Genomic DNA, 23874 nt, shown 5'->3' with positions numbered 1-23874 from the left:
TCGACACCCTCCGCGGCCAACGCGCGAAATCGGTAGAGCGCGCCGACACCCGCGCCATGGAACGCTGGAACACACAGAACCCACCACCGTACTGATCGGGGGTCATTCCTGCCCGAATACGGCCAGGCCCAGACCCGCCGCCACCAGCACCGCGACGTATGTGGCTACACCCACCCATCCGAACGCGGAGAACGCCAGCCCGCCCAGCGCACCCACCACCGAACTCCCGAGGTAGTAGTGGAACAGGTAGAGCGACGATGCCTCGGCACGGTGATCGGTGGCGCGCGCCGACACCCAGCTGCTGGCCACCGAGTGCGCGGCGAAGAAGGCCGCGGTGAACACGAACATGCCGACCAGCACGATTGGGAGATTGTCGGGCACGGTCAGGCCGAGACCGACCAGCATGCTCGACACCGCGGCGATCAGTACCGGCCGTCGTCCCCATCGGTCGGCGAACCGGCCTGCGATCGTCGCGGAGAAGGTGCCCGCCAGGTACATCACGAACACGGTTGCGACCACTGCCTCGCTGAGCCCGAAGGGGCCACGCAGCAGGCGGTAGCCCAAAAAGTTGTAGACGGTGACGAATCCGCCCATCAGCACGAAACCGAGGAGGAACAGTGGGAGCAGTCCCGGGTTGCGCAGATGGCCGAGCAGGTTACCGATCGTGGTGGCCGGTGAGATACGTTGCGGGGCAAAGAACTGCGACGCCGGGACGGTCCGCCAGAAGATGATGGCGAAGGCCAGCGACACCAGGCAGGCGATCTCTAGGGCCCACTGCCATGTCACCACGTCGACGGCGAAGCCCGGGATCAGGCGACCGGTCAAGCCGCCGATGGTGGTTCCGGCGATGTAGCGACCCATTGCGGTGCCGAGCGACCCGCCGTCGATCTCCTCGGCGAGGTAGGCCATCGCCACTGCCGGCACCCCAGCGCACAGCACGCCCTGGAGTCCGCGGCCGACCAACAGCAGTTCAATGGTCGGCGCCCACGGCAGCAGGATGCCGACGATCGATGCGGCCAGCGCGGAGATCGCCATGATGCGCACCCGACCGAAGCGCTCCGACAAGACGCTGGCCGGGATGATCGCGACGGCCAGGAAACCGGTCGTCAGCGATACCGACAATGCCGCGGAGGTGGGGGAGACACCGAAATGATCCGACAACTGCGGCAATAGGGCCTGCACATAGTAGAGCGCCATGAATGTCGTCATGCCGGCGGCGAACAACGCGATGGTGGCACGGCGATACCCGGGTGTGCCCGGGGTGTATCCGGTCCTCGCGGCTGTAGAGGCTGTGGTCGTCATCGCTACTCAGGCAAGCACCACATCGCAGATGCGCAAAATGAAGCATGTGCCAGTCTCTTATGCAGATGGGAATAATTGCAGGTAGATTGAGTCTGATGCACGATGAACTGGACTGGTTTATCGCCATCGCAGAGGCGGAGAACCTGACTGCGGCCGGCGAACAGGTTCACGTTTCGCAGCCGACGCTGTCTCGTTTCGTCGCGCGCCTCGAGCTCGACCTCGGAGTTCCGCTGTTCGATCGGCACGGACGGCGACTCGTCCTCAACCGCTTCGGGCGCGTCTACCTCGAGCGCTCCCGGCGCGCCCGGGTCCAACTCGACACCGCGCGACGGGAGATCGAGGACATGACTCGGCCCGCGCAGGGACCGATCCGCTTGGCCTTTCTGCATTCCTTCGGCGTTGCGCTGGTCCCCGATCTGATCAAGGGTTTCCGAGACGCCAATCCCGGGGCCCGGTTCACCCTCACCCAGGATGCGGCGGCCACGGTGGTCGATCACGTGGCCCGTGGCGAGGCGGATCTCGCGATCGTTTCACCCCGGCCGATGCGTACCGACATGGCATGGCTCGCGATAGCACAGCAGAATCTCGCCCTGGTGGTTCCGCGGGGCCATCGCTTCGCCGGGCGTTCGGTCATCGGGCTCGCCGAGGCCGCCGACGAGGAGTTCATCGTGATGCAGCGCGGATACGGGATGCGGCGCATCGTCGACGAGCTCTGTGCCGCAGCCGATATCGCGCCGACCATCGCCTTCGAATCCGCCGAACTGACCACCATCACGGGTCTGGTGGGTGCCGGTTTGGGGATCGGGGTGGTGCCCGTCGATGACACTGCGCTCCGACCGGGCGTGGAGCTGATCCCGCTGGCCGACGAGTCTCGCGAGATCGGGCTGACGTGGTTTCGTCCGAGACCGTTGCCGGATGCGGCGGACCGATTCCGGGACTTCGTGGTCGACCGAGCGCGCGCCGACTGAGCGCGGACGAACCAAGCGCCGACCGGCGCTTTCACTGCCGCGGGCCGGCGCGCAGCGGGGACTCGCCACTGATCGAAGCCGACGATGGTGACACCGAGAACTTTGCCGTGACCTGGCGTTCGCAAGGTCCGCCGACCGGGGGATCCGGTGGTGGAGGTGATGGCCACCGATCGGTGGGCCGTGAGGTGCGGGGGGATCTCGATACGCCCTCGGCTAGCGCCTCGGGCTACTCGATCAGCGAGAAGGGTGAGCCTCGGCTAGTGCCTCGGGCTACTCGATCAGCGAGAAGGGTGAGCCTCGGTAGCGCCTGGGGTTATTCGATCAGCGGAAAGGGGCGGCTTCGGTTGGCGTTTCGGGCTACTCGATCGGCGGCAGGGGACTGTGGCGGGCGCGCACCGGGTGTTTCGCACCACAGCGGGGCCGGGGATTTGCAACTCTACCCTCCCCGAAGGGTAGAGTTCCGAGCTGCGTCCGGCGGTCTGCCCGCCGGCATCTTTCTCGCCGACCGCAACGGTGCGGTCGGTGCCCAGCATCGTCAGGTGACGCGATCACCGTGTGCCGCCGTGCGCGGCCGAAGGAGACGTCCATGTCGTCGACCACCACTGTGGTCTCGCCCCAGCAGGAGCAGTCGGTCCTGGCCGCACTGCGGTCCCCGCGCCGACTGCGCACCGAGGTGCTCGCCGGACTCGTCGTCGCGCTGGCGCTGATCCCGGAGGCCATCTCGTTCTCCATCATCGCCGGCGTCGACCCCCGGGTGGGCCTGTTCGCGTCGTTCACCATGGCGGTCACCATCGCCATCGTCGGCGGCCGACCCGCGATGATCTCGGCGGCGACCGGCGCGGTGGCGCTGGTCGTGGCGCCGCTCGTGGACAGCCATGGCCTCGACTACCTGATCGCCGCGGTGATCCTCGCCGGCGTCTTCCAGATGCTGCTCGGCGGGCTCGGCGTGGCCAAGCTGATGCGGTTCATCCCGCGCAGCGTCATGGTCGGCTTCGTCAACGCCTTGGCCATCCTCATCTTCAGTGCGCAGCTGCCGCACCTGATCGGGGTGCCGTGGCTGGTGTATCCGATGGTCGCCATCGGCATCGCCATCATCGTGTTCATGCCGCGGATGACCACGGTGATCCCGGCGCCGCTGGTGGCGATCGTGCTGCTCACCGCGGTCACCATCGCCGCCAGTCTCTCGGTCCCCAACGTCGGCGACGAAGGCGAACTGCCTGACAGCCTGCCCGCCTGGCTCATCCCCGATGTCCCGTTCACGTGGGACACCCTCACCATCATCGCGCCGTACGCGTTCACCATGGCGCTGGTCGGACTGCTGGAATCGTTGATGACGGCGAAGTTCGTCGACGACATCACCGACACCCACTCCGACAAGTCCCGGGAGGCCGTCGGGCAGGGTGTGGCCAACATCGTCACCGGATTCTTCGGCGGCATGGGCGGGTGCGCGATGATCGGCCAGACGATGATCAACGTGAAGTCCTCCGGCGCACGCACGCGCATCTCGACCCTCCTGGCCGGTGTGTTCCTGCTGATCCTGGTCGTCGGCCTCGGGGATGTGGTGGCGCTGATCCCGATGGCGGCGCTCGTCGCGGTGATGATCATGGTGTCGGTGGGCACCTTCGACTGGCACAGCATCAATCCGAAGACGTTGCGCCGCATGCCCAAGAGTGAGATCACCGTGATGCTCGCGACCGTGGTGGTGACTGTGGTGACCCACAACCTGGCCTACGGTGTGATCGTCGGCGTGATCACCGCGATGGTGCTGTTCGCCCGCCGGGTCGCGCATCTGACCGAGGTCGTCGACGTCGCGCACCCTGACGACGACACACGCGTCTACGCAGTACGCGGCGAATTGTTCTTCGCCTCCAGCAACGACCTGGTCTATCAGTTCGACTACGTCGGCGACCCGCGCAACGTCGTCATCGACATGAGCGACTCCCACATCTGGGACGCCTCCACCGTCGCCACCCTCGACGCCATCACCACCAAGTACGCGGCGAAGGGCAAGACGGCGACGATCGTGGGCCTCAACGACAGCAGCGCGCAGCGTCACGAACGGCTCAGTGGTCATCTGTCCGGGGCACACTGACACCATGACGGGGACCGAGAAACCGGACACGCCGGCGGCCGCCGACGATCTGCTCCAGATCGGGGAGGTGGCCCATCGCACCGAACTGTCCATCAAGACGATCCGGCACTACGACGAGGTGGGCCTCGTCGTCCCGTCGGCACGGTCGGCGGGCGGCTTCCGGCTCTACACGCCCGGCGACATCGACCGACTGTTGGTGATCCGCCGGATGAAGCCTGCCGGGTTCAGTCTCGACGACATGCGCCGATTGCTCGATGCCGAAGCGGTCCTCGACGACCCGGAAGCGTCTGCTGACGACAAGGCAGCCGCCGGTGCCGAACTCGCCGAATTCCATCAACGGGCACAGGAATCGTGCCGAAAGCTGGCGCGGCAGTTGGCCTACGCCGAGGAACTCACCGAGCAACTCGCGGCTCGGGCGGGCGCTCACTCATGACCGAGGTGTAGCCCACCCATCGGTACCTCGCTCATCGGTATCTCGGCGATCGCCACCGTGCCGCCGTCGGGATGCCGCCGCACGGTCAACGACCCGCCCTGGCCTCCCAGCCGCACCCGTCGCGACGCCAGCCCGATGTGTCCGCCGGCCACGCGATCCGACAGTGCGGCCTCGTCGATGCCGACACCGTCGTCGAGCACCACGAGCCGCCCGCGTCCGTCATCGATCTCGACGGTGAGGTCCACCCTCGTCGCCCCGGCATGCTTCACGACATTGGTGAGGAGCTCACGCGCGGTGGCGAACAGAAGCGGGTCGGCTGGTGAGCGGAGGTCGTCCGGCCATCCGACAGCGTCGACGGCGATCGTGAGTGTGGAGCGCTGCTCGACCGAGCGCGCGAGATCCGCCAGCGCCACGGCGAGGCCGGCCTGATCCAGCACGGCCGGATGCAGTTCGCCCAGGGTGGACCGCAGCAGCTGCGCAGCGGATCGCAGTGCCCCGTCGATCCGCGCTATGCTCTCGGCGTCGTACGGGCCCTCGCCGAGCGAAGCCAGCTCCTGACGTGCCCCCAGCACGTACTGCAACGCGCCGTCGTGCAGATGTTCGGCAAGGTCGCGACGCTCACGCTGTTCGATCTGCATCACGTCGTCGAGTAGCCGACGACGTTGCGCGGCGAGCGATCCGATGGTCTCCACCCGGGAGCGCTGCAGCCGCGACAGCAGCACCGCGCCCAACGCGAGAACGACGATCACGAGGGTCTCGAGCGCGATTACCGACCATGGCCGCCCGTTGGGGATGCGGGCGATCACCTGAGCCGCGAAATAGACCACCACCGTGGGGATCACCACCGCCGCGCACACCAGTGGACGCATGCTGATCGCCGCGATCATCGGCACGATCGCGAAACCGGTCACCAGAACGTCTGCAGTCCAACTGATCTGATCCGAACCACTGGCCACCGCGGTGACCGCGACGAGCGCACACAGGTCGACGAGCAGGATCAGCCAGGAAAACCGGATAGCGAGCAGACCGACCCGTGGCGCCAGGATGGCACCCAACGCGCACCATCCGGCGTAGGCCGCGGCCAGTGCGATGCAGAGCGTTGTCGAATAGATCGGCGGCTCCACCGTCACCGACAGCACCACGAAGATCGTGAGCAGCAACCGCAGCAGCACCTGAATCCGGATGCCCTGCAGCGCATGCGCGACCAGGATCGTGTCGATTCGCTGCTCCTCGGCGAGCTCGGCGAGGCCGAGGCGCGGTGGCGGGCTACTCGAGGAGGCCACGGCGCATCGCCTCGGCGACCGCGGCAGCGCGATCGGAGACCCCCAACTTCTCGTACAGGCGCTGCGTGTGGGTCTTAATCGTCGCCGCACCGATGTAGAGCTCCGCGGCGACCTGCGGGATCGACTTGCCGCGGGCGAAACCGTCGAGCACCTGACGTTCCCGCTCGGAGAGCGCAGGCACGTCGGGCTGCGACCGCAACCGTATCTCGCCCACCAGACCGGCCGCGAGCTGCGGCGGAACCACCGTCTCGCCGTTCGCGACCCGGGTCACCGCGCCCACGATCTCGTCGCGGTCGGCATCCTTCGACAGGTACCCGCAGGCGCCCTCCTCGAGGGCGGTGAACACGATCGGGCCGTCGGTCACCGCTGACAACAACAGCACTCGGGTGCGCAGGCCGTCGCGAGTCACCGCGTGAGCCACATCCACTCCGGTCACCCCGGGCATCTGATAGTCCACGACCGCCACGTCGGGCTGCTCGCGGCGGATGAGGTCCAGCCCACTCGCACCGTCGGCCGCCTCGCCGACGACGCGCACCCGCCCACTCTGGGTGAGCCCACGCGAGACTCCATCCCGGAAGAACGGGTGGTCGTCGATCACCACCGCGGTCACCAGCCGATCCATCGGCTCAGGATATGCGCCGAAGCCCTGCGGTCGGACGATATCGCAGTAGGGTCGACCCCATGGCGGGTTGGTTCGATCGCACGATCGTCGAGACGGGTCGGCTGCCGCTGTTCTTCCTGCTGATCGCGTTCGTACTCACCTTCCTGTTCATCCGGTTCAGCGTGCGGATGATTCGCGCCGAGGTGAGCTGGTGGCCGGGCAATGTGACGCCCGGCGGTGTGCACGTGCATCACGTGTTCTTCGGCATGATGCTGATGCTGCTGTCCGGGTTCGGGTTCTTCGCCGTCGACCCGTTCCGCACGCCGGTGGCCGACTGTATTCTCGCGGCGCTGTTCGGAATCGGTGCGGCGCTGGTGCTCGACGAGTTCGCGCTTTTGCTGCACCTGCGCGACGTGTACTGGTCGGAGGAGGGCCGCACCTCGATCGACGCAGTGTTCGTGGCGATCGCGATCGGATTGCTGTTCCTGATGGGCGTGCACCCCTTCGGTGCCAACGATGTGGTCGGCGAATTCCGCGACGCAACCGACAATTCGACCCGTGCCGGTGTGGTACTGGCGGTGACGATCAACGTCTGCTTTGCGATCATCACCCTGCTCAAAGGCAAGGTGTGGACCGGGTTGATCGGCTTGTTCTTCCCGTTCCTGTTGCTGTTCGGGGCAATCCGGGTGGCCCGACCCCGTTCCCCGTGGGCGCGGTGGCGATACGGCAACCGCCCACACAAACAGCAGAAGGCGACCGACCGCGAAATGCGCTACCGGGAACCCATCGTGCGCGCGAAGATCGTCGCGCAGGAGGCGGTCGCCGGTCGGTTCGGGTTGCCGGAGCAGCCGGCGACACCGCCACGCGAACCACACGTCGACCCCGTTGCCGTCGATCGCGCACCCGGCCGGCTGATCACGGCAGTGCGCTGGCGCCGCACCCGTCGCGAACTGAAACGTGAACCGCCGTGGCGACTGCCGACGTTCATGGTGTCGGCGGCGATCGTGGCCGGTTTGATCGCGATCTCCATCGACGATTCGTTCGCCACCTACGTCCTCGACGCCGGCACCACGGCCACCCTGCTCGGCGTCATCGCCGGCGCGATGGCCACCCTCACCGGTCTGGTGTTCACCGCGGTCACCCTGGCGATGCAGTTCGGTGCCTCGCAGATCTCCATCCGGGTGATCCCGATGCTGCAGCAGGACCGGGTGATGCGCGCATCGGTCGGCCTGTTCCTGTCGACGTTCGCGTTCACCCTGATCGTGGCGGTCGATCTGACCACGGTGTCCGACGGGACCGACGCCCCGGCCGTGTCGACCTCGATCGCGATCGCGCTGGCGCTGGCCAGTGCGTTCATGTTCATCGTGCTGATCGGCAAGGTCGGCAGCATCCTCAACTCGACGCAGTTGTTGCGGTGGATCGAATCGCAGGGACGTCTTGCGGTGTATCGGCAGTATCCCGATCATCAGCCGTACCCGGCCGGAGAAGCCGTGGGCGGCACCACCGCCACCGACGACGACCCGCGACCGGTGACCCAGGTGGTGACCCTGCGCGATGCGCCGACGCAGGGACGTGTGCTGCTGGCGATCAACCTCGACCGCATCCAGCGCCTGGCCATCCGATGGGATGTCCGGGTCGACCTGCTGGTGGGGGTCGGCGACTATGTGCCACACAACGTCGGGGTGTTCGAGATCGTCGGCGACGATCGTCACGTGCGTCCCGCACAGCTGTTGTCGTGTCTGCTGTTCGGCGACACCCACCGTCCGTCAGTGAGTCCGGCCGCTGCGTTGCAGGCCATCTCCGACGTCGCGCTCAAGGCGCTGTCACCGTCGATCAACGACCCCAGCCGGGCGGTGCAGGCGATCGATCACGCCGAGGATCTGCTGCTGATGCTGGCCCCACGGGTGGCGGCCGAGGAGCAGCACCGCACGCTGACCCTCATCGGCGGGTATCGGCGCACCTGGGGCGACTATGTGGGTATCGCCACCGACCAGGTCCGGCACTTCGGTCGGAGCTCGATTCAGGTGCAACGACGGCTGCGCGCGCTCTACGACACCCTGTGCGAACAATGCGGTCCCGACCAACAGTCCGCGCTGCGGGAGCGGATGGCCGCGCTCGACGCGGAGGTCGACGCCGACTGGGCGACACCCCTGGATCGGCGCCTGGCGCAGGCCGCCGACCGGCAGGGCTACGGCTCGGAAGAAGGGCGGGTACGCCACCGCCGGTTGCAGATCAACACGACGTCGCAGGGTCAGGCGCCGGTCGACCCCGCCGCGCGGTAGCCGAACAGTCGGCTGAGGTCGGCTGCGGCAGCGGTGACTGTTGTCACGATCTCCTGTGCATCATCGGGATCGAGTCGGTAGCGCGGGCCGGAGACGCTGAGCGCCCACACGAGCTCGCCGGTGTGATCGCGCACCGGGGCGGCGAACGCCACCAGACCGACCTCGAGTTCTTCCACCGCCATCGCCCAGCCTCGGCGCTTGATCGTGCGGAGTTCGTCGACCAGTTCGTCGATGTCGACGATGGTGGATTCCGTGAAGCGCTCGAGCTCCCCGGAGAGCATGTCGCGGAGTTCGGTCTCGGGCAGCTCGGCCAGCAGCACCTTGCCCGAGGACGTCGCGTACGCCGGTGACGCCTGTCCGACCCAGGTCCGCAGCGCGACGCTCGACGAGCCGGCCGCCTCGATGACATTGATCGCCTGCGACTGGTTGAGGACCGCGAGGTTGGTGGTCTCGCCGGTCTGCGCCGCCACCGCGTCGCAGGTTTCCTGACCGCATTTGGTCATGTCGAGCGTCGCCATCGTCGAACCGGCCAGGCGGACGACCGTCAACCCGATGCGATACTTGCGTCCGTCCGGCACCTGTTCGACGAATCCGCGCGCCTCCAGCGACGAGAGGATGCGCGAGACGGTGGACTTGTGCACACCCAGCTCGAGGGCCAGCTCGGTGACCCCGGCTTGACCGGCGGTGCCGATGAGCTCCATGACCTGTAGCGCCCGATCGACGGCACCTACGGGTCGGTCGGTCTCCGCACTCTCCTCAGCCATCGCAGCGCCCAGGGTACCTGTCCGGTTCGTCGGGTCCGGAGCCCCGCCGCGTACGGCCGCGAGATGCGCCCGCCCCGTCATGGCCGGGGGTCCCCGTCTGCCGCGCCGACGGGTGCGCCGTCCGCGGCCACTGTGATGTCGATGGTGGTGTCGATGCGCCGGCGGATCCGCCGGCGAGTGCGTGGTGGCCGCTCGAGCGTCACCGGATCGACCACGACGATCTCGCCGGTCCCGATCTTCTCCGCCTGCGCACGGATGTGTCGATCCACCTGGTCGTCGAGCTGTGAACGCGCCACGATCAACGGGTCGCGACGCAGGTCCAGGTAGAGCGACAGGCACATCCCGATCATCACCACCACGAACGGCAGAGCGGCGATGATGGCCATCTGCTTGATCCCGTTGAGGCCGTCATCGCCGCTCATGGCCAGCAGCAGCGCCGCCACCGCGCCGGTGAGCACGCCCCAGAAGATGGTCACCGATCGGGACGGTTCGTGGGCGCCACGCTCGGACAGTGTGCCCATCACCAACGACGCGGAGTCCGCACCCGAGACGAAGAAGATCGCCACCAGGATCATCACCAGCGCCGAGGCGATTCCCGTCAGCGGCAGATGATCGAGCACCTGGAAGAGTGTGTCCTCGGAAGCGGCGGTGGCCGCGTCGAAACCCATCACGCCGTCGGTTTGCTCCCGGATGGCGGTGCCGCCGAAGACGCAGAACCACACCAGCGACACGGTCGTCGGCACCACCATCACCCCGATCACGAACTCGCGGATGCTGCGGCCCTTGCTGATCTTCGCCAGGAACATGCCCACGAACGGCGTCCACGACACCCACCACGCCCAGTAGAAGATGGTCCAGCCGGCCAACCAGCTCTCCCCGGCGGCGTCGACGGTCGCCGATGACCGCGCCGAGAACGCGGTGATGTCGTTGGCGTAGGCACCCAGGGTGGTGGGCATCAGGTTCAGGATGAACACCGTCGGACCCACCGCGAACACGAACACGGCCAGGACGATGGCCAACACCATGTTGATGTTGGACAGCCACTGGATGCCCTTGGCGACGCCCGACACGGCCGACGCCACGAATGCGGCGGTCAACACGGCGATGATCGCGACCAACAACATGGTGCCCGGGTTGTCGGCCCAACCGACCTTGGCCAGACCCGAACCGATCTGCAGCGCACCGAGACCCAGAGATGCGACCGTCCCGAACAGGGTGGCGAAGATCGCGAGGATGTCGATGATCTTGCCGCCGGCCCCATTGGTCTGCTCGCCCAGCAGGGGAGCGAAGACGGCGCTCATCAGCTGCTTGCGGCCCAGCCGGTGGGTGCTGTACGCCAGTGCCAGACCGACGACGGCATACATGGCCCAGGGGTGAAATCCCCAGTGGGACATCGTCGTGGCCATCGCGGTGCGCACATCGCCTGCCGACATCCCCGGCGGCGCCTCGACGAAGTGATACAGCGGTTCGTAGGAGCCGAAGAACATCAGTCCGATGCCCATCCCGGCGCTGAACATCATCGCGATCCAGCTGATGGTGCGGTACTCCGGCTTCTCACCGTCCTTGCCGAGCGGGATCTTGCCGTACTTGCTCAGCGCGAGACACACCGCGAACACCACGAATCCGTTGGCGGACAGGATGAACAGCCAGCCGAGGCTGCCGGTGATCCACCCGAGAATGCCGGCGCTGACCGCGGACAGGTTGTCGGGGGCAGCCAGACCCCAGATCAGGAAGCCGACCACCAGTGCGGCGGTCACACCGAACACGGTGGGGTCGATGCGGGCTCGGGCAGGGGCGGTGAGGTGGTTGTTCATGCTGCCTCTCGGGTCACTTCCGGATTCGGGTCATCTCGGGGTCGACCACCGGTTCGGAGGTGACGACAGCCGTGTACTGCGTTGTCTGGTAGTAGATCTCGACCTGGCTACCGTCGGCCAGGTCCGCGGGCAGCCACGCGTACGCCAGGCACGCCCCGACGGTCGCCGACCAGCCGGCGCTGGTGATGTAGCCGACGACCGCGCCGTTCACCGCCACCGGTTCCTTGCCGAGCACGACGGCGGCGAGGTCGGTGAACCGCAGGGTGCGCAGTCTGCTCGGCGCGCCGCGTTCGGCCAGTGCCGACTTCCCGAGGAAATCGTCCTTGGACATGCGGACGGCGAAGTCGAGGCCCGCGGCGGCCGGGGTGTGCTCGATGGTCATGTCGGTTCCGGCCGAGCGATACCCTTTCTCGATGCGCAGGCTGTTGAAGGCGATCCGGCCGGCCGCGATGATGCCGTGCGGTTCGCCCGCCGCCATCACGGCGTCCCACAGCGCCCGGCCGTTGGCCGCCGAGGTGTAGATCTCCCAGCCGAGTTCCCCCACATACGACACCCGCATCAGGGTCACCGGCACCGCGCCGACGGTGGTCGTCATCGCGCGGAAGTACCGCAGCCCGTCATTGGTCAGGTCGGCCGGGGTCAGTGGTGCCAGCACGTCGCGCGCCAGCGGTCCCCACAGTCCGAGGCAGCAGGTGGCCGCGGTGATGTCGCGCAAGGTCACCGAACCGTCCGCCGGGAGGTGGCGGGTGATCCAGTCGAAGTCCAGCGGGCCGTTGGCGCCCACCTGGAACAGGTTGTCGGTGAGGCGGGCGACGGTCAGATCCGAACGGACACCGCCCTTGTCGTCGAGCATCAGCGTGTAGGTCACGGAGCCCACGGATTTGTCCATGTTGTTGGTGGTGAGCTGCTGCAGCAGGGCCAGCGCGCCGGGCCCGGAGAGTTCGAATCGGGTCAGCGGAGTCATGTCGTACACGGCGACATGACTGCGGGTGTGCGCCGCCTCCGCGACCGCGATCGGCGACCAGTGCCGGGCGGCCCAGGGATCGCGCTGCGGGATCTGCAGACCGTCGGCGACCTTCTGCTCGAGCAGCGGCCGGTTGGCCTCGAACCAGGCGGGGTGTTCCCAGAGGCCGCTCTCCCAGAATTCGGCGCCGAGATTCACCTCGCGGTCGTGGAAGGGGCTGGTGCGGACGTTGCGCGGCGCCTTCCGCTGATCGTGCGGGTGGACGATGTCGTAGACCTCCACGAAGGACTGCGAACTGGTGGCCAGGATGACGTCGTCGCGCAGCGCCTCGTCCTCGAAGCGGTACAGGTCGGTCTCGTGCACGTCGATCCCGGGGGTTCCGTCGATCATCCACTCGGCCATGGTCTTCGCCACGCCGGCCGAATGGGTGACCCAGACCGCCTCGGCCACCCAGAATCCGGCAAGGTCGCGGTGTTCGCCCATGATCGAATGGCCGTCCGGGGTGAAGGAGAAGATGCCGTTGAAGCCCTCCTCCACCTTCCCGTTGCCGAGTTCGGGCAGCAGCGCGACGGTGTGCTGCCAGGCGTCGTCGAAGTCGTCAGGGGTGAACATGAGTTTCGAGGGCATCTCGTCGAGCGAGATCTTCGTCTCGTAGTCGAGGTTGCCCACATCCGACGGCATCGGGCGATGGCCGTAGTAGCCGATACCGATGCGGTCGCCGTGCTCGCGGTAGTACAGGTCGTGATCCTGATGTCGCAGGATCGGCAGCGACGCCTCGGCCAGAGCGGAGTTGACCCCGCGGCGGGAGTCGATGGCGGTGGTGATCGCGTACTGGTGGGCCATCGGCACCAGCGGGATGGTGAGCCCCACCCGGCGGCCGAACTCGCGACCCCAGAAACCGGTGCAGCACACCACGATGTCAGCGTCGACAACTCCGGTCGTGGTCCGCACGCCGCGGACCTCACCGTTGGCCTCGACGACGTCGATCACCTCCTGCTCGCCGCGGAACACCGCACCCCGCGACATGGCACGAGCTGCCTGGGCCTCTACTGCGCGCATCGCCTTGGCGAGACCGTCGTTGGGGGTGTGCAGTCCGCCGAGGACGAGATCGCGGTCGATCAGCGGGTACATGGCGGCGCACTCCGCGGCGTCGACGAGCCGATGCTCGACACCGCGCGCGGCCGCCCAGCCGGCCTTGCGGTGCAAGTCTTCCCAGCGCTCCGGGGTGGTGGCGAGTTCGAGCCCGCCCAGCGGGTTGAAGCACCAGCCGTCGGGGTGTTCGAGCGAGGAGAACTTCTCGATGGTGTACGAGGCGAGTTCGGTCATCGTCTTGGACGGGTTCGTCGCGAAGACGAGACCGGGTGCGTGCGAGGTGGAGCCGCCGGTGGCGAACAGCGGGCCGCGGTCGAGGACCGTGACGTCGGTCCAGCCGCGCGCGGTGAGCTCGTCGGCGAGGGAGGTGCCGACGATGCCGGCGCCGACGATCACGACTTTCGGTGCAGCCATGGGAATCTGTCTTTCTCGGGTGGGGTTCTGGGTCGGTAGCACGGGTGCGGGTCAGGTGAAGACGACGGTGCTGGTGCCGTTCATCAGCACCCGGTTCTCGCTGTGCCAGCGCACGGCACGCGACAGCGCCAACGCCTCGGCGTCGCTACCGGCAAAGGCCAGTCGCCGGGGGTCGTGGGTGTGGTCGATACGGATGACCTCCTGCTCGATGATGGGTCCCTCATCGAGGTCGGGGGTCACGTAGTGGGCGGTGGCGCCGACGTACTTCACCCCCCGCTGGTGCGCCTGGTGATACGGCTTGGCGCCCTTGAAACCCGGCAGGAAGGAGTGGTGGATGTTGATGGCGCGGCCACGCAGGGCCGAACAGGTCTCGTCGGAGAGGATCTGCATGTAGCGCGCCAGCACCACCAGGTCCACGTCGTAGGTCGACACCAGATCGAGCATCGCGGTCTCGGCCTGCGCCTTGGTGTCCGGTGTCACCGGGATGTGATGGAACGGCAGCCCCGCGGATTCGGCCATCGGCGCGAGCTCGGTGTGGTTGGAGGCGACCGCGACGAGGTCGCCGCCGAGGGTGCCCGATCGCCACCGGAAGATCAGGTCGTTGAGGCAGTGCCCCAGACGCGACACCATCACCAGGATCCGCTGCGGCGTCTGGTCGTCGATCGAGTACTCCGCGTCCAACCCACTGGCGAGATGGTCGAAGGCGGCTGACAGTTGCTCCGAGCCGGACTGGCGGGCCGACGCGAACTCGGTCCGCACGAACAGGGTGTGGGTGATCGGGTCGTCGAACTGCTGGTGGTCGAGCACCTCGCAGCCGTGGCTGTAGAGGAACGAGCTGATCGCGTGCATGACACCGCCGCGGGACGGGCACCGCAGGGTGAGGGTGAATCGGTCGGACATGGGTTCCTCTACGGGGTGGGGATGGAAGGTGGATCAGGGGGTTGTGGCGACGTACTCGGTGGCGGCGTCGACGAGCCACCCCGCGAGATAGTCGGCGAAGGAGCTGCGGACGAAGATCGCGAACCCGCCCGGGACGCGGTGCATGATCACGCCGGCCTGCGCGAGTTGTGTCTGCACGACGTCGTCGTCGCCGAACCCGTTCGGGGAGAGGTCGAGGGCACATCCGTGGGCGAGGATGGTTTCGGCGTGGGGCCCGCCGAGTACCAGTCGGGTGCGCTGACCCGACATGTCGGCCACGTACGCGCTGTCGCCGGCGCGATCGCCCAACGTTGCGGTCAACGCGTGGGGTGCGACGCCGGCCGTGTAGACCAAGAACTCGTCGGGCCCCAGCCAGAGTGTCGTCTCCGGGCCGCTGGACCGCATCCGGCAGACCCCGGGCAGCTCGAGTCGCGCACTCGCCGCGGGCCCGGTGGGACGCACCACGGCCTGAGCAACCGGGGTCTCGGCCAGCAGGATCGCCGGGGCGAGGGCGGCGAACCGTTGCGACCAGTCGCGTAGCGGCGGGGTCGGCTCCAGATCGGGAATGGTGGTGTCAGCCATCGCGTCGCGCTCCTTCTGCATCGACGAAAACAGTTGAGGTGATCTCCACTTCGCACAGTGTGTCGCCGACCGGGACGTCGAGTCGGGTGCCGATCAGGTCGCGTCCACCCTTCACCAGCGCCAGCGCGAACGTCCGGCCCAGTTCCGCGCTGCGGTAGCTCGACGTCACATGACCGAGCATCGGCACCGGCGGAGGCGGCAGCGTGCGGTCGGTCCGGTGGGAGATGATCTGTGATCCCTCCGGCAGCCAGGTGGTGCCGTCGGTCGGCAACAGGCCCACCAGATGTTTGCGGTCGGGCGCCGTCGCCGAGGCACGTGCGAAGGACCGCTTGCCGACGAAGTCGGGCTTCTTCTTCGACACCGCCCAACTCATCCCCAGGTCGTGCGGGGTGACGGTGCCGTCGGTGTCCTGACCGATGATGGGGTAGCCCTTCTCGGCACGCAGTACATGCATCGTCTCGGTGCCATAGGGGGTGATGCCGTACGGTTCACCTGCCGCGATCAGCTGCCGCCACAGGGCATCGGCATAGTTCGCGCCGACGTTGACCTCGTAGGCGAGTTCACCTGAGAAACTGATGCGGCCGACGCGGACGGGCACCCCGCGGTAGGTGGTGTCGCGCCAGCCCATGAATTCGAAGGCCTCGGTCGAGACGGCGAGGTCGGCGAACACCGCCCCGACGACGTCGCGGGAACGGGGTCCCACCACTGGGAAGGTGGCCACCTGGTCGGTCAGCGATGTCATCCACACGCGCAGATCCGGCCACTCGGTCTGGTGCCACTCCTCCATCCAGTCGAGGATCGCGGCGGCGTTTCCGGTGGTGGTGTAGACGGTGTAGCGGTCGGCGGCGGTCCGCATCACCGTACCGTCGTCCTTGACCATCCCGTCCGCGCCGCACATGACGCCGTAGCGCACCTTGCCGACCGGCAGCGTGCTCATCATGTTGGTGTAGAGCAGATCGAGGAAGGCCGGGGCGTCGGGCCCGGCGACGTCGATGACGCCGAGGGTGGAGCCATCGAGGATGCCGACACCCGTTCGGACCGCGGCACACTCGCGCAGCACGGCATCGTGCATGTCCTCGCCGCCGCGTGGATAGTACCGCGGTCGCTTCCACTGTCCGACATCTTCGAAGACGGCGCCGCGCTCGACATGCCAGTCGTGGATCGGCGTTCGTCGCACCGGGTCGTAGCCGTCTCCGCGGTCGCGGCCGGCGAGGGCGGCGAAGGTGACCGGGGTGTAGGGCGGACGGAACGTGGTGGTGCCGGCGTCGTTCACGGGGATGCCGAGCATCTGCGCGACGATCCCCGATGTCACGATGCCCGATGTCTTGCCCTGGTCGTGACCGGTGCCGATGGTGGTGTAGCGCTTGACATGTTCCACCGACCGCATGCCCGCGCCCAACGCCCGGGCGATGTCGGCGACGGTCGCATCGCGCTGCAGGTCGACGAACGAGGTCGAGTCCGCCGTGTCGGGATCGGGCACATACCAGCAGACGGCGGGCGCCGCCGGTGTTCGTTCGGTGACCCGCGGGACTGCGCGGAACTCCGGCAGTGGCCGGCCGAGCCCGTTCAGGCTCGCGACCGCACCGCGTCGACCGCTCGCCAGACATGCCGTCAAGGTCGTGAGACCGGCTGCAGCGCCCACGATCTCGGTGTTCGCCACGGTGCCGGTGGGCAGGAAGGCCGCGGCGTGGTCGTCGAAAGCGATCGTTCCCCGCAGCTGGCTCCACAGGTGCACCGCCGGGTTCCAGCCGCCGCTGACCAGGACGGTGTCACAGGCGATAGAAGTGCCGTCGCTCAGGTCGACCGCGGTGACCGCATCGGTGCCGTGCGCGCGGGTCACGGTGGTGTCGGCCAGGATCGGGACGCCGCGGCGCTGCGCCTTCTCGCGTAGGTCTGTGCTCACCGTCTCCCGGACGTCGACGATGGCGGGCACCGACATGCCGGCGTCGATCAGAGCGAAGGCGGCCGCATAGGCTGCGTCGCAGGCGGTGAACACCACCGCCGAACGCCCCACCCGCACCCCGTACCGCTTCAGGTACTCGGCGCCGGCACCGGCGAGCAAGACGCCGGGCAGATCGTTGCCGCCGAACACGATCGGGCGTTCGTGGGCGCCGGTGGCGATGACGATTCGACGGGCCCGGATGCGGTGCACACGTTGCCGCGAGATGTGTGTCGGCGCGGCAGTACCGAGGTGGTCGGTGCGGTGCTCGACGGCGAGCAGGAAACCGTCGTCGTAAGCGCCGAACGCGGTGGTGCGGGTCAGGCGCGTGACGTGATCATAGGAATCCAGTTCGGCGACGGCGTCGCTCACCCATCCGGCGCCGGGTGTCGCGCCGCCCGCCTCGCCTCGCTCATCGACGAGCAACACCCGCGCACCTGACCGCGCGGAGATCAGGGCCGACATGAGACCGGCGGCACCCGCCCCCACCACGAGGACATCGGGATGGTGGTGCAGGGCGTCGTAGCGTGCGTCGTCGACGGTGGTGCTCAGCTTGCCCCAGCCGGGGACGCCGTGCGCGACGAGTCCGGGACACAGGGCGACGGTGGTGGCGGGGATCATCGGCTCCACGAAGGGTGCGTCGACACCGACCTGTGCGGTCGCGTCCTCGGCCCATGCGCCGGTGATGCCGCGCGGTCGGCCGAGGTTGACACTGCTGGTGACGACCCGTACGCCGTTGGCGAGCAGCGCCGAGGCGAGGGTGTCGCCCGCGTAGCCGTGGTAGGTCACCCCGTCGAAGACGAAGTCGATGGGACGGGATCGGTCGATGCGTCCGCCGGTCCCGGTGCGGAAGGGTTGGGATTCGGCGTGGGTGGGGGTCGACGTGAGGTCGGTACCTTCTTCGCTGGTCGTGGTCCCGTTCTGCTGATTGAGTAACCCCGAGCCGCTAGGCGAGGGGTGTATCGAAATCAGCCCACCGTCGGGCGTATCGAGAGTGCTTGCGGTGGGACTGGTCTCGATACGTTCCTCGCCTAGCGGCTCGGAACTACTCCTTGGATCGAGTAGCGGCGAACGGAGTGAGTCGTGTATCGAGATCGACCAGCGGTTGGGCCGGCGGGTCTCGCCATCCACGAACTCGTACGTCACCGTGTCGCGCTCGAGGGTGAACCACTGGCGGCAACCGGCGGTGTGACACCAGCGTTCGACCATCGCACCCTTGGGATTCGGGCGGAAGAACAGGTAGTGCGCCCAGTGGGTGTCGTCGAGCTCGGCGGGCTGCTCGGGGTAGGAGATGCCGGCGGCGGCGCCATAGTGGAACTCGGTCTCTTCGCGGGGCCCGCAGTGCGGGCACGGGATCATCTGCATGGTGGTGTCTCTGTACTCGAGGCGGTGGCGGGGATCAGTGGGCGACGGCGGCGGCGCCGTGCTCGTCGATGAGTCGACCGGTGACGAACCGGTCGAGGGCGAACGGTGCGTTGATGGCGTGTGGGCTGCCGGTGGCCACCGTGTGGGCCAGACACCAGCCGACCCCGGGTGTCGCTTTGAAACCTCCTGTGCCCCAGCCGCAGTTGAGGTACAGGTTCTCGTACGGGGTGGCGCCGACGATGGGTGAGGCGTCCGGGGTGACGTCGACGATGCCGCCCCAGGTGCGCAGCAGCCGGGCCCGACCGAACACGGGGAACAGTTCCACGGCTGCGGCCATCTGACGTTCGATGATGTGGAAGGCGCCGCGCTGACCGTAGCCGTTGTAGGAGTCGACGCCTGCGCCCATCACGAGTTCGCCCTTGTGTGCCTGGGAGACGTACACGTGCACCGCATTCGACATCACCACCGTCGGATGGATGGGTTCGAGCAGCTCGGAGACCAGCGCCTGCAGGGGGTGGCTCTGTACCGGTACCCGGAAGCCGAGCTGGTCGGTGAGGGTGGAGGTGTGGCCGGCCGCGCACAGGGCGACGGTCCCGGCACCGATCCGGCCGAGGTTGGTGTCGACCCCGACCACGCGGTCACCGTCGGTGACGAAACCGGTGACCTCACAGTTCTGGATGATGTCGACCCCGGCGTCACTGGCGCTGCGGGCGAAGCCCCACGCCACGTAGTCGTGTTTGGCGATCCCGCCGCGCGGCTGGAAGGTGGCGCCGAGCACCGGGTAGCGGATGTCGGCCGAGGTGTTGACGATCGGGCACACCTGTGCGACCTGCTTCGGGTCGAGCCATTCTGCATCGATCCCGTTGAGTCGGTTGGCCTCCACGCGCCGGATGCTGTCGCGTACGTCCTGCTCGGTGTGGGCGAGGTTGAGCACCCCTCGCTGGCTGAACAGGATCGGGTACCCGAGTTCGTCTTCGAGGCCCTCCCACAGTTTCAGGGAGTGCTCATAGATGCCGGCGCTCTCGTCCCACAGGTAGTTGGAGCGGATGAGGGTGGTGTTGCGGGCCATGTTGCCGCCGGCCAGCCAGCCGCGCTCCAGCACGGCGACATTCGTGATGCCATGGTTTCGGGCGAGGTAGTGGGCGGTGGCCAGTCCGTGACCGCCCCCGCCCACGATCACCACATCGTAGGTCGACTTGGGTTCGGCTGCCCGCCAGAGGAAGTCGGGGTGGTGGGGGAGGTGCGCGCCGGGTGGGAGCGCGGCGTCGGGTGCGGCGATCCGGGGGTCTGTGGGCATCGTCGGGTGTTCCTCAGTAGTCGATCACAACGGGGGACAGGGGTTCGGAGCAGCAGAGCAGGATCTTGCCCTGGTCGATCTCGCGGGGGCGGATTCCGCCCTGGTGGTTCATCACGACGTCGCCGGAGAGTTTGCGGACCTTGCAGGACCCACACAGGCCCACCCCGCATGACGATGGCAGGGTGACCCCGGCTGCCGCGGCGGCGGCCAGGATTGTGGTCCCCGGCGCGACCCTCACCCGTCGTGCGCGACGGGAGAAGTCCACGACCACGCCGTTGTCGGTGGCGTCCTCGGCGGCAGGCAGGCTGAAGCCGAAGCTCTCTTCGTGGATGCGGGCCAGACTTGCCCCCGCCGCCATCAACGAGGTGCGTACCTCACTGCGGAAGCGGCCTGGGCCGCAAAGGAAGACCTCGGGGTCGGCGAGGTCCGGGCAGACACGTTCGAGCATGGCGCGGTCGATACGGCCCCGATGGCCGGTCCAGTCGGGTAGCTCGTCGGCGACCATCCGGGTCGCGGCGAACGCCAGCGTCACGTTGGTGTGGGAGCGTGCGAGATTCTCCAGCTCCTCCTGGAACGGGATGTCGTCGACGCTGCGCGCGCTGTGCACGAATGTGATGTCGAGTGGCGACTCGCTGTCGGTCACCGAGCGCAACATCGACATCACCGGCGTGATCCCGCTACCGGCAGAGATGAACAGATATTTCTCGGCCGGGCGCGCGGTGTAGGTGAAGCGACCGAGGGGACCGGTGGCGGCGATCATCATGCCCTCCACCATGTTGTCGTGCAGCCAGTTGGAGACGTAGCCGCCGTTGACCCGCTTGACGGTGATGGACAGAGTGCCCGGGCGGGTCGGAGGCGAGGAAATGCTGTAGCACCGCTGGATGGGGCGTCCGTCGATCTCCACCGACAACGACAGGAACTGGCCGGGTGCGAATGCGAAGGTGTGTGAGTCGTCGGAGGCTTCGGATCCGGTGGAGAACTCCGGTGCACCGCCGGCGATGCGGAAACTGAATGTGGCCATGTCGCGGGTGGTCTCCGCCCGGGACACGCACTGCAGGAAGATGTCGTCGGCCATGATGATCGGTCACGCACTCGCGGCGTCGGTGACGTGGGGCGTTGTCACACCCAGCCGATCGCGCAGGGTGGTGACGTACCAGTTGATGAATGCCTCCACCTGGAACTCCGACGGGCCGTAGGGACCGGGCACGTAGGCGGGACTGCTGATGCCCTGATGTGCGAGTGCGACGAGGTCGGCGTCCTGCTGGTTGGTGGTCTCCCACATGCCGGTGAGATGGTCGAGGTCATAGTCGACGCCCTCCTCGGCATCGCGATGGACCAGCCAGGTGGTGCGGACCAGTGTCTTGTCCGCGGCGACGGGGATCACCGAGAACAGCAGTGCGTGATCGCTCGTCACGTGCAGCCACATGTTGGGTTGCAGGTGCATGGAGAGCCGGCCGAGCTGCGCCTCGGGAATGTCGGTCAACAGCCGGCCGCAGGCGGCGGTGCCGTCCAGGGTGAAGGACTCGCCGGCGAGATCGAGAGCTTCTCGCTCGATGTGGAAACCCGTTGGGCGGGTGTCGAGTTGCTCGATGCGGGGGTAGGGGAGACCCCGCCGATCCCAGATCTCGATCTGCGCTGCGGTGGCCCGCCGGTAGCGATCGAAGACCGGTGCGAGCCGGCTGGGGATGGCGTCGGTGCTGCTGTAGCCCCAGGTGGGGAAGAACACGTTGAGCAGTTCGGGATGCCCGCCGCAGTGGTAGCACTCGCGGTTGTTCTCCATGGCGAGTTTCCAGTTGCCGTTCTCGACGAGGTCGGTTTGTTTGGCCACCTTCGCCTCGGCGAGGCGGTGCGGTGCCAGGTACGGCTCGACGATGCCGGCCACCTCGTCGATGTCGTTGGGAGGTTCGTCGGCGAGGCAGATGAACACGAGTCCGGCGATCGTGCGGACGTGGACCGAACGCAGCGAGTAGCAGGACTTGTCGAAGCCGGGCGCCTGCGCGTCGGCGAACTCGAGGCGGCCGTCCATGCCATAGGTCCAGGAGTGATAGCTGCACACGATGGTGCCGGTGGAGCCGTTCGGTTCGGTGAGCAGACGCGCGCCGCGGTGACGGCACACATTGTGATGGGCTCGGACTCGGCCGAGGTCATCGCGCGCGACGATCACCGACCGTGAGCCGAAGGTGATGGTCACGTAGTCGCCGGGCTCGCTGATCTCGGCCTCTGTTGCGACGAAAAGCCAAGACTTGGAGTAGATCTCGTCGAGATCGAGATCGAAGAACTCGTCGCTCACATAGAACGAGGCGGGCAGGCTCTGGTCCGGTACGCGTTCGGAGATCAGCGTATCCGCGTCGGATGCGGGACCCGGCGCGGTCGTCGGTCCGACGAAGGGTGCGGTCATCGGCGTGGTGGCCTCTCTGCGCGGTCCTCCCGGCCGGGAGATCGGTGGGCGCACAGTCGGATCGGCGTGCAGGCAGACCTGCCGCCGAGGGGCTTGTCGTGGGGGAGTCTTCTGATGTTGCGTGACACGCAACGACGCGCATCGACTGCAACAAGTGTGCGACCAGCGGGTAGCCGTGTCAAGCGATAGGTCTCGCGACAACAACCACACGGGAACAACCACATGGGGAACTGACATTCACGGCGGTTGTAACTCCCGTGGATGTCAGTTCCCGGTGTGGTTGCGACAGGGTGGGTGCGAGGCGGGCCGGGCGGTGTGGTCAGCCCATTGCGCGTAAGAACTCCGCCGCCTCGCGCAACGCCACCCGGGATTCGGGAGCCAGGCGAGGGAACATCTGGAACACGTGCCCTTGCCCGGGCCATTCCTGCAGTCGCACATCGGCGCCCGCCGCTCGCATGACCCGTGCGATGGCGCGCGCATCGTCGCCCATCACCTCGAGCCCACCGACCTGGATCAGCGTGGGCGGCAACGTCATCGCCTCATCGAGACTGATGCGCATCCGTGGATGATCCGGCGTGGCCGAACCTGTGTACAGCTGCAGGATACGTTGGGCCGAAACGGCATCGATGACGGGATCGCGGGTGCCCCGCAATTGGTTGGCAACCGCCAGGTCGAAGGTGGGGTCGTAGAGAGGGGAGAACAACACCAGCCCGCGAGGTTGGCCGACACCCCGCCGATGGTTGTCGGCGAGCAGGTCGAGCGCCAAATGACCTCCCGCCGAGTCGCCGCCCACGACGATCTGCTCTGGCCGGTAGCCCTGGGCGAGCAGCCAGTGGTACCCGCGGATCGCGTCGTCGCCGGCACTCGGGAACCGATACTCGGGACCGAGGCGGTAGTCCAGGCTGAACGCCGACAACCCGGTCTGCCGCGAGAGTCGGGCGACCAACCCACGGTGAGTGCGCGCCGAACAGACGACGTACCCGCTGCCGTGCAGGTAGTAGAGAATCCGTGTCTCGGCGGGTCGGTCCGGTCGCGCCGGGCCGCCGTGGGCGCCGACCCACTCGCCGCGCACCTGGCCGCTGGAGACGAACTGGTGCACACGCTCGGCCCGGGTGCCGGCCGGGACCGGAGACATCGCCACCAGGGTCCGGTTGACACCGGGGCGCATCGCCGAGATCAGTCGCGGGGATGGGCCGGAGCGCCCCATCCCGGCCACCATCAGAGGGTGGGCCACGCGGGCCAGATAGCCGTTGACGGCCCGGGAGCGGAGCGAGCCCGCACCTTTCGGGCGCCATTGCTGATCGGTTGTCCGTACACTCACAACTCGACGCTAACCCTGTGAGCAGTTTCCGAGGACCATTTCAGG

17 protein-coding genes are annotated in these 23874 nt (G+C 67.5%); 4 read left to right on the top strand and 13 right to left on the bottom strand.

Annotated elements, in window-relative coordinates; translation table 11 throughout:
• Nucleotides 1-102: 102 nt before the first annotated feature.
• Nucleotides 103-1302, bottom strand: a complete 1200-nt coding sequence (locus ACIGKQ_RS21625; RefSeq protein WP_266062968.1) for an MFS transporter — start codon at nt 1300-1302, stop codon at nt 103-105.
• 95 nt (nt 1303-1397) lie between these two features.
• On the opposite strand from ACIGKQ_RS21625, the gene ACIGKQ_RS21620 reads away from it, so the two are divergent.
• From ACIGKQ_RS21620 to ACIGKQ_RS21610, 3 genes are all read left to right on the top strand, one after another.
• A complete protein-coding gene (locus tag ACIGKQ_RS21620) occupies nt 1398-2270 on the top strand; it encodes a LysR family transcriptional regulator (protein WP_235726350.1) in 873 nt (290 codons plus the stop codon).
• Between the two features lie 586 nt (nt 2271-2856).
• A complete protein-coding gene (locus ACIGKQ_RS21615) occupies nt 2857-4362 on the top strand; it encodes a SulP family inorganic anion transporter (protein WP_235725624.1) in 1506 nt (501 codons plus the stop codon).
• Nucleotides 4363-4366: 4 nt separating this feature from the next.
• Nucleotides 4367-4795, top strand: a complete 429-nt coding sequence (locus tag ACIGKQ_RS21610; protein WP_287017068.1) for a MerR family transcriptional regulator — start codon at nt 4367-4369, stop codon at nt 4793-4795.
• Here ACIGKQ_RS21610 and ACIGKQ_RS21605 read toward each other — a convergent pair.
• Both ACIGKQ_RS21605 and ACIGKQ_RS21600 read right to left on the bottom strand, forming a co-directional pair.
• A complete protein-coding gene (locus ACIGKQ_RS21605; RefSeq protein WP_396574918.1) occupies nt 4786-6078 on the bottom strand; it encodes a sensor histidine kinase in 1293 nt (430 codons plus the stop codon). The genes ACIGKQ_RS21610 and ACIGKQ_RS21605 overlap by 10 nt on opposite strands.
• The gene (locus ACIGKQ_RS21600; protein WP_396574917.1) at nt 6062-6700 is read right to left on the bottom strand and encodes a response regulator; all 639 of its coding nucleotides are present in this window, start codon (nt 6698-6700) and stop codon (nt 6062-6064) included. Before ACIGKQ_RS21600 ends, ACIGKQ_RS21605 begins: the two co-directional genes overlap by 17 nt.
• Before the next feature lie 59 nt (nt 6701-6759).
• On the opposite strand from ACIGKQ_RS21600, the gene ACIGKQ_RS21595 reads away from it, so the two are divergent.
• Nucleotides 6760-8961 (top strand): DUF2254 family protein, encoded by a 2202-nt coding sequence (locus tag ACIGKQ_RS21595; protein WP_396574916.1) that lies wholly within the window; start codon nt 6760-6762, stop codon nt 8959-8961.
• Here the strand turns inward: ACIGKQ_RS21595 and ACIGKQ_RS21590 are convergent.
• The 10 genes from ACIGKQ_RS21590 to ACIGKQ_RS21545 form a co-directional block, all read right to left on the bottom strand.
• Nucleotides 8931-9725: an IclR family transcriptional regulator gene (locus ACIGKQ_RS21590; RefSeq protein WP_396574915.1), complete on the bottom strand. Its 795-nt coding sequence runs from the start codon at nt 9723-9725 to the stop codon at nt 8931-8933. The two genes, ACIGKQ_RS21595 and ACIGKQ_RS21590, sit on opposite strands and share 31 nt — an antisense overlap.
• A gap of 77 nt (nt 9726-9802) precedes the next feature.
• Nucleotides 9803-11539 (bottom strand): BCCT family transporter, encoded by a 1737-nt coding sequence (locus ACIGKQ_RS21585; RefSeq protein ID WP_396574914.1) that lies wholly within the window; start codon nt 11537-11539, stop codon nt 9803-9805.
• Between the two features lie 13 nt (nt 11540-11552).
• On the bottom strand, nt 11553-14009 hold the full coding sequence (locus tag ACIGKQ_RS21580) for an FAD-dependent oxidoreductase (protein ID WP_396574913.1): 2457 nt from the start codon (nt 14007-14009) through the stop codon (nt 11553-11555).
• A 51-nt stretch (nt 14010-14060) separates the two neighbouring features.
• A complete protein-coding gene (gene purU, locus ACIGKQ_RS21575) occupies nt 14061-14909 on the bottom strand; it encodes a formyltetrahydrofolate deformylase (RefSeq protein WP_266062957.1) in 849 nt (282 codons plus the stop codon).
• A gap of 33 nt (nt 14910-14942) precedes the next feature.
• The gene (locus ACIGKQ_RS21570; protein WP_396574912.1) at nt 14943-15509 is read right to left on the bottom strand and encodes a sarcosine oxidase subunit gamma; all 567 of its coding nucleotides are present in this window, start codon (nt 15507-15509) and stop codon (nt 14943-14945) included.
• A complete protein-coding gene (locus ACIGKQ_RS21565; protein WP_396574911.1) occupies nt 15502-18813 on the bottom strand; it encodes a sarcosine oxidase subunit delta in 3312 nt (1103 codons plus the stop codon). Before ACIGKQ_RS21565 ends, ACIGKQ_RS21570 begins: the two co-directional genes overlap by 8 nt.
• A gap of 34 nt (nt 18814-18847) precedes the next feature.
• The gene (locus ACIGKQ_RS21560; RefSeq protein WP_235725644.1) at nt 18848-20110 is read right to left on the bottom strand and encodes a sarcosine oxidase subunit beta family protein; all 1263 of its coding nucleotides are present in this window, start codon (nt 20108-20110) and stop codon (nt 18848-18850) included.
• A 13-nt stretch (nt 20111-20123) separates the two neighbouring features.
• Nucleotides 20124-21185, bottom strand: a complete 1062-nt coding sequence (locus tag ACIGKQ_RS21555) for an FAD-binding oxidoreductase (protein WP_396574910.1) — start codon at nt 21183-21185, stop codon at nt 20124-20126.
• A gap of 9 nt (nt 21186-21194) precedes the next feature.
• The gene (locus tag ACIGKQ_RS21550) at nt 21195-22508 is read right to left on the bottom strand and encodes an aromatic ring-hydroxylating dioxygenase subunit alpha (RefSeq protein WP_396574909.1); all 1314 of its coding nucleotides are present in this window, start codon (nt 22506-22508) and stop codon (nt 21195-21197) included.
• A gap of 319 nt (nt 22509-22827) precedes the next feature.
• Nucleotides 22828-23829 (bottom strand): alpha/beta hydrolase, encoded by a 1002-nt coding sequence (locus ACIGKQ_RS21545; protein WP_396574908.1) that lies wholly within the window; start codon nt 23827-23829, stop codon nt 22828-22830.
• Nucleotides 23830-23874: the final 45 nt, after the last annotated feature.

The organism is Gordonia sp. NPDC062954 (genome assembly GCF_044543825.1).
In the GTDB taxonomy this organism is placed as follows: Bacteria; Actinomycetota; Actinomycetes; order Mycobacteriales; family Mycobacteriaceae; genus Gordonia; species Gordonia tangerina.
This window is presented reverse-complemented; position numbering and strand designations above follow the sequence as displayed.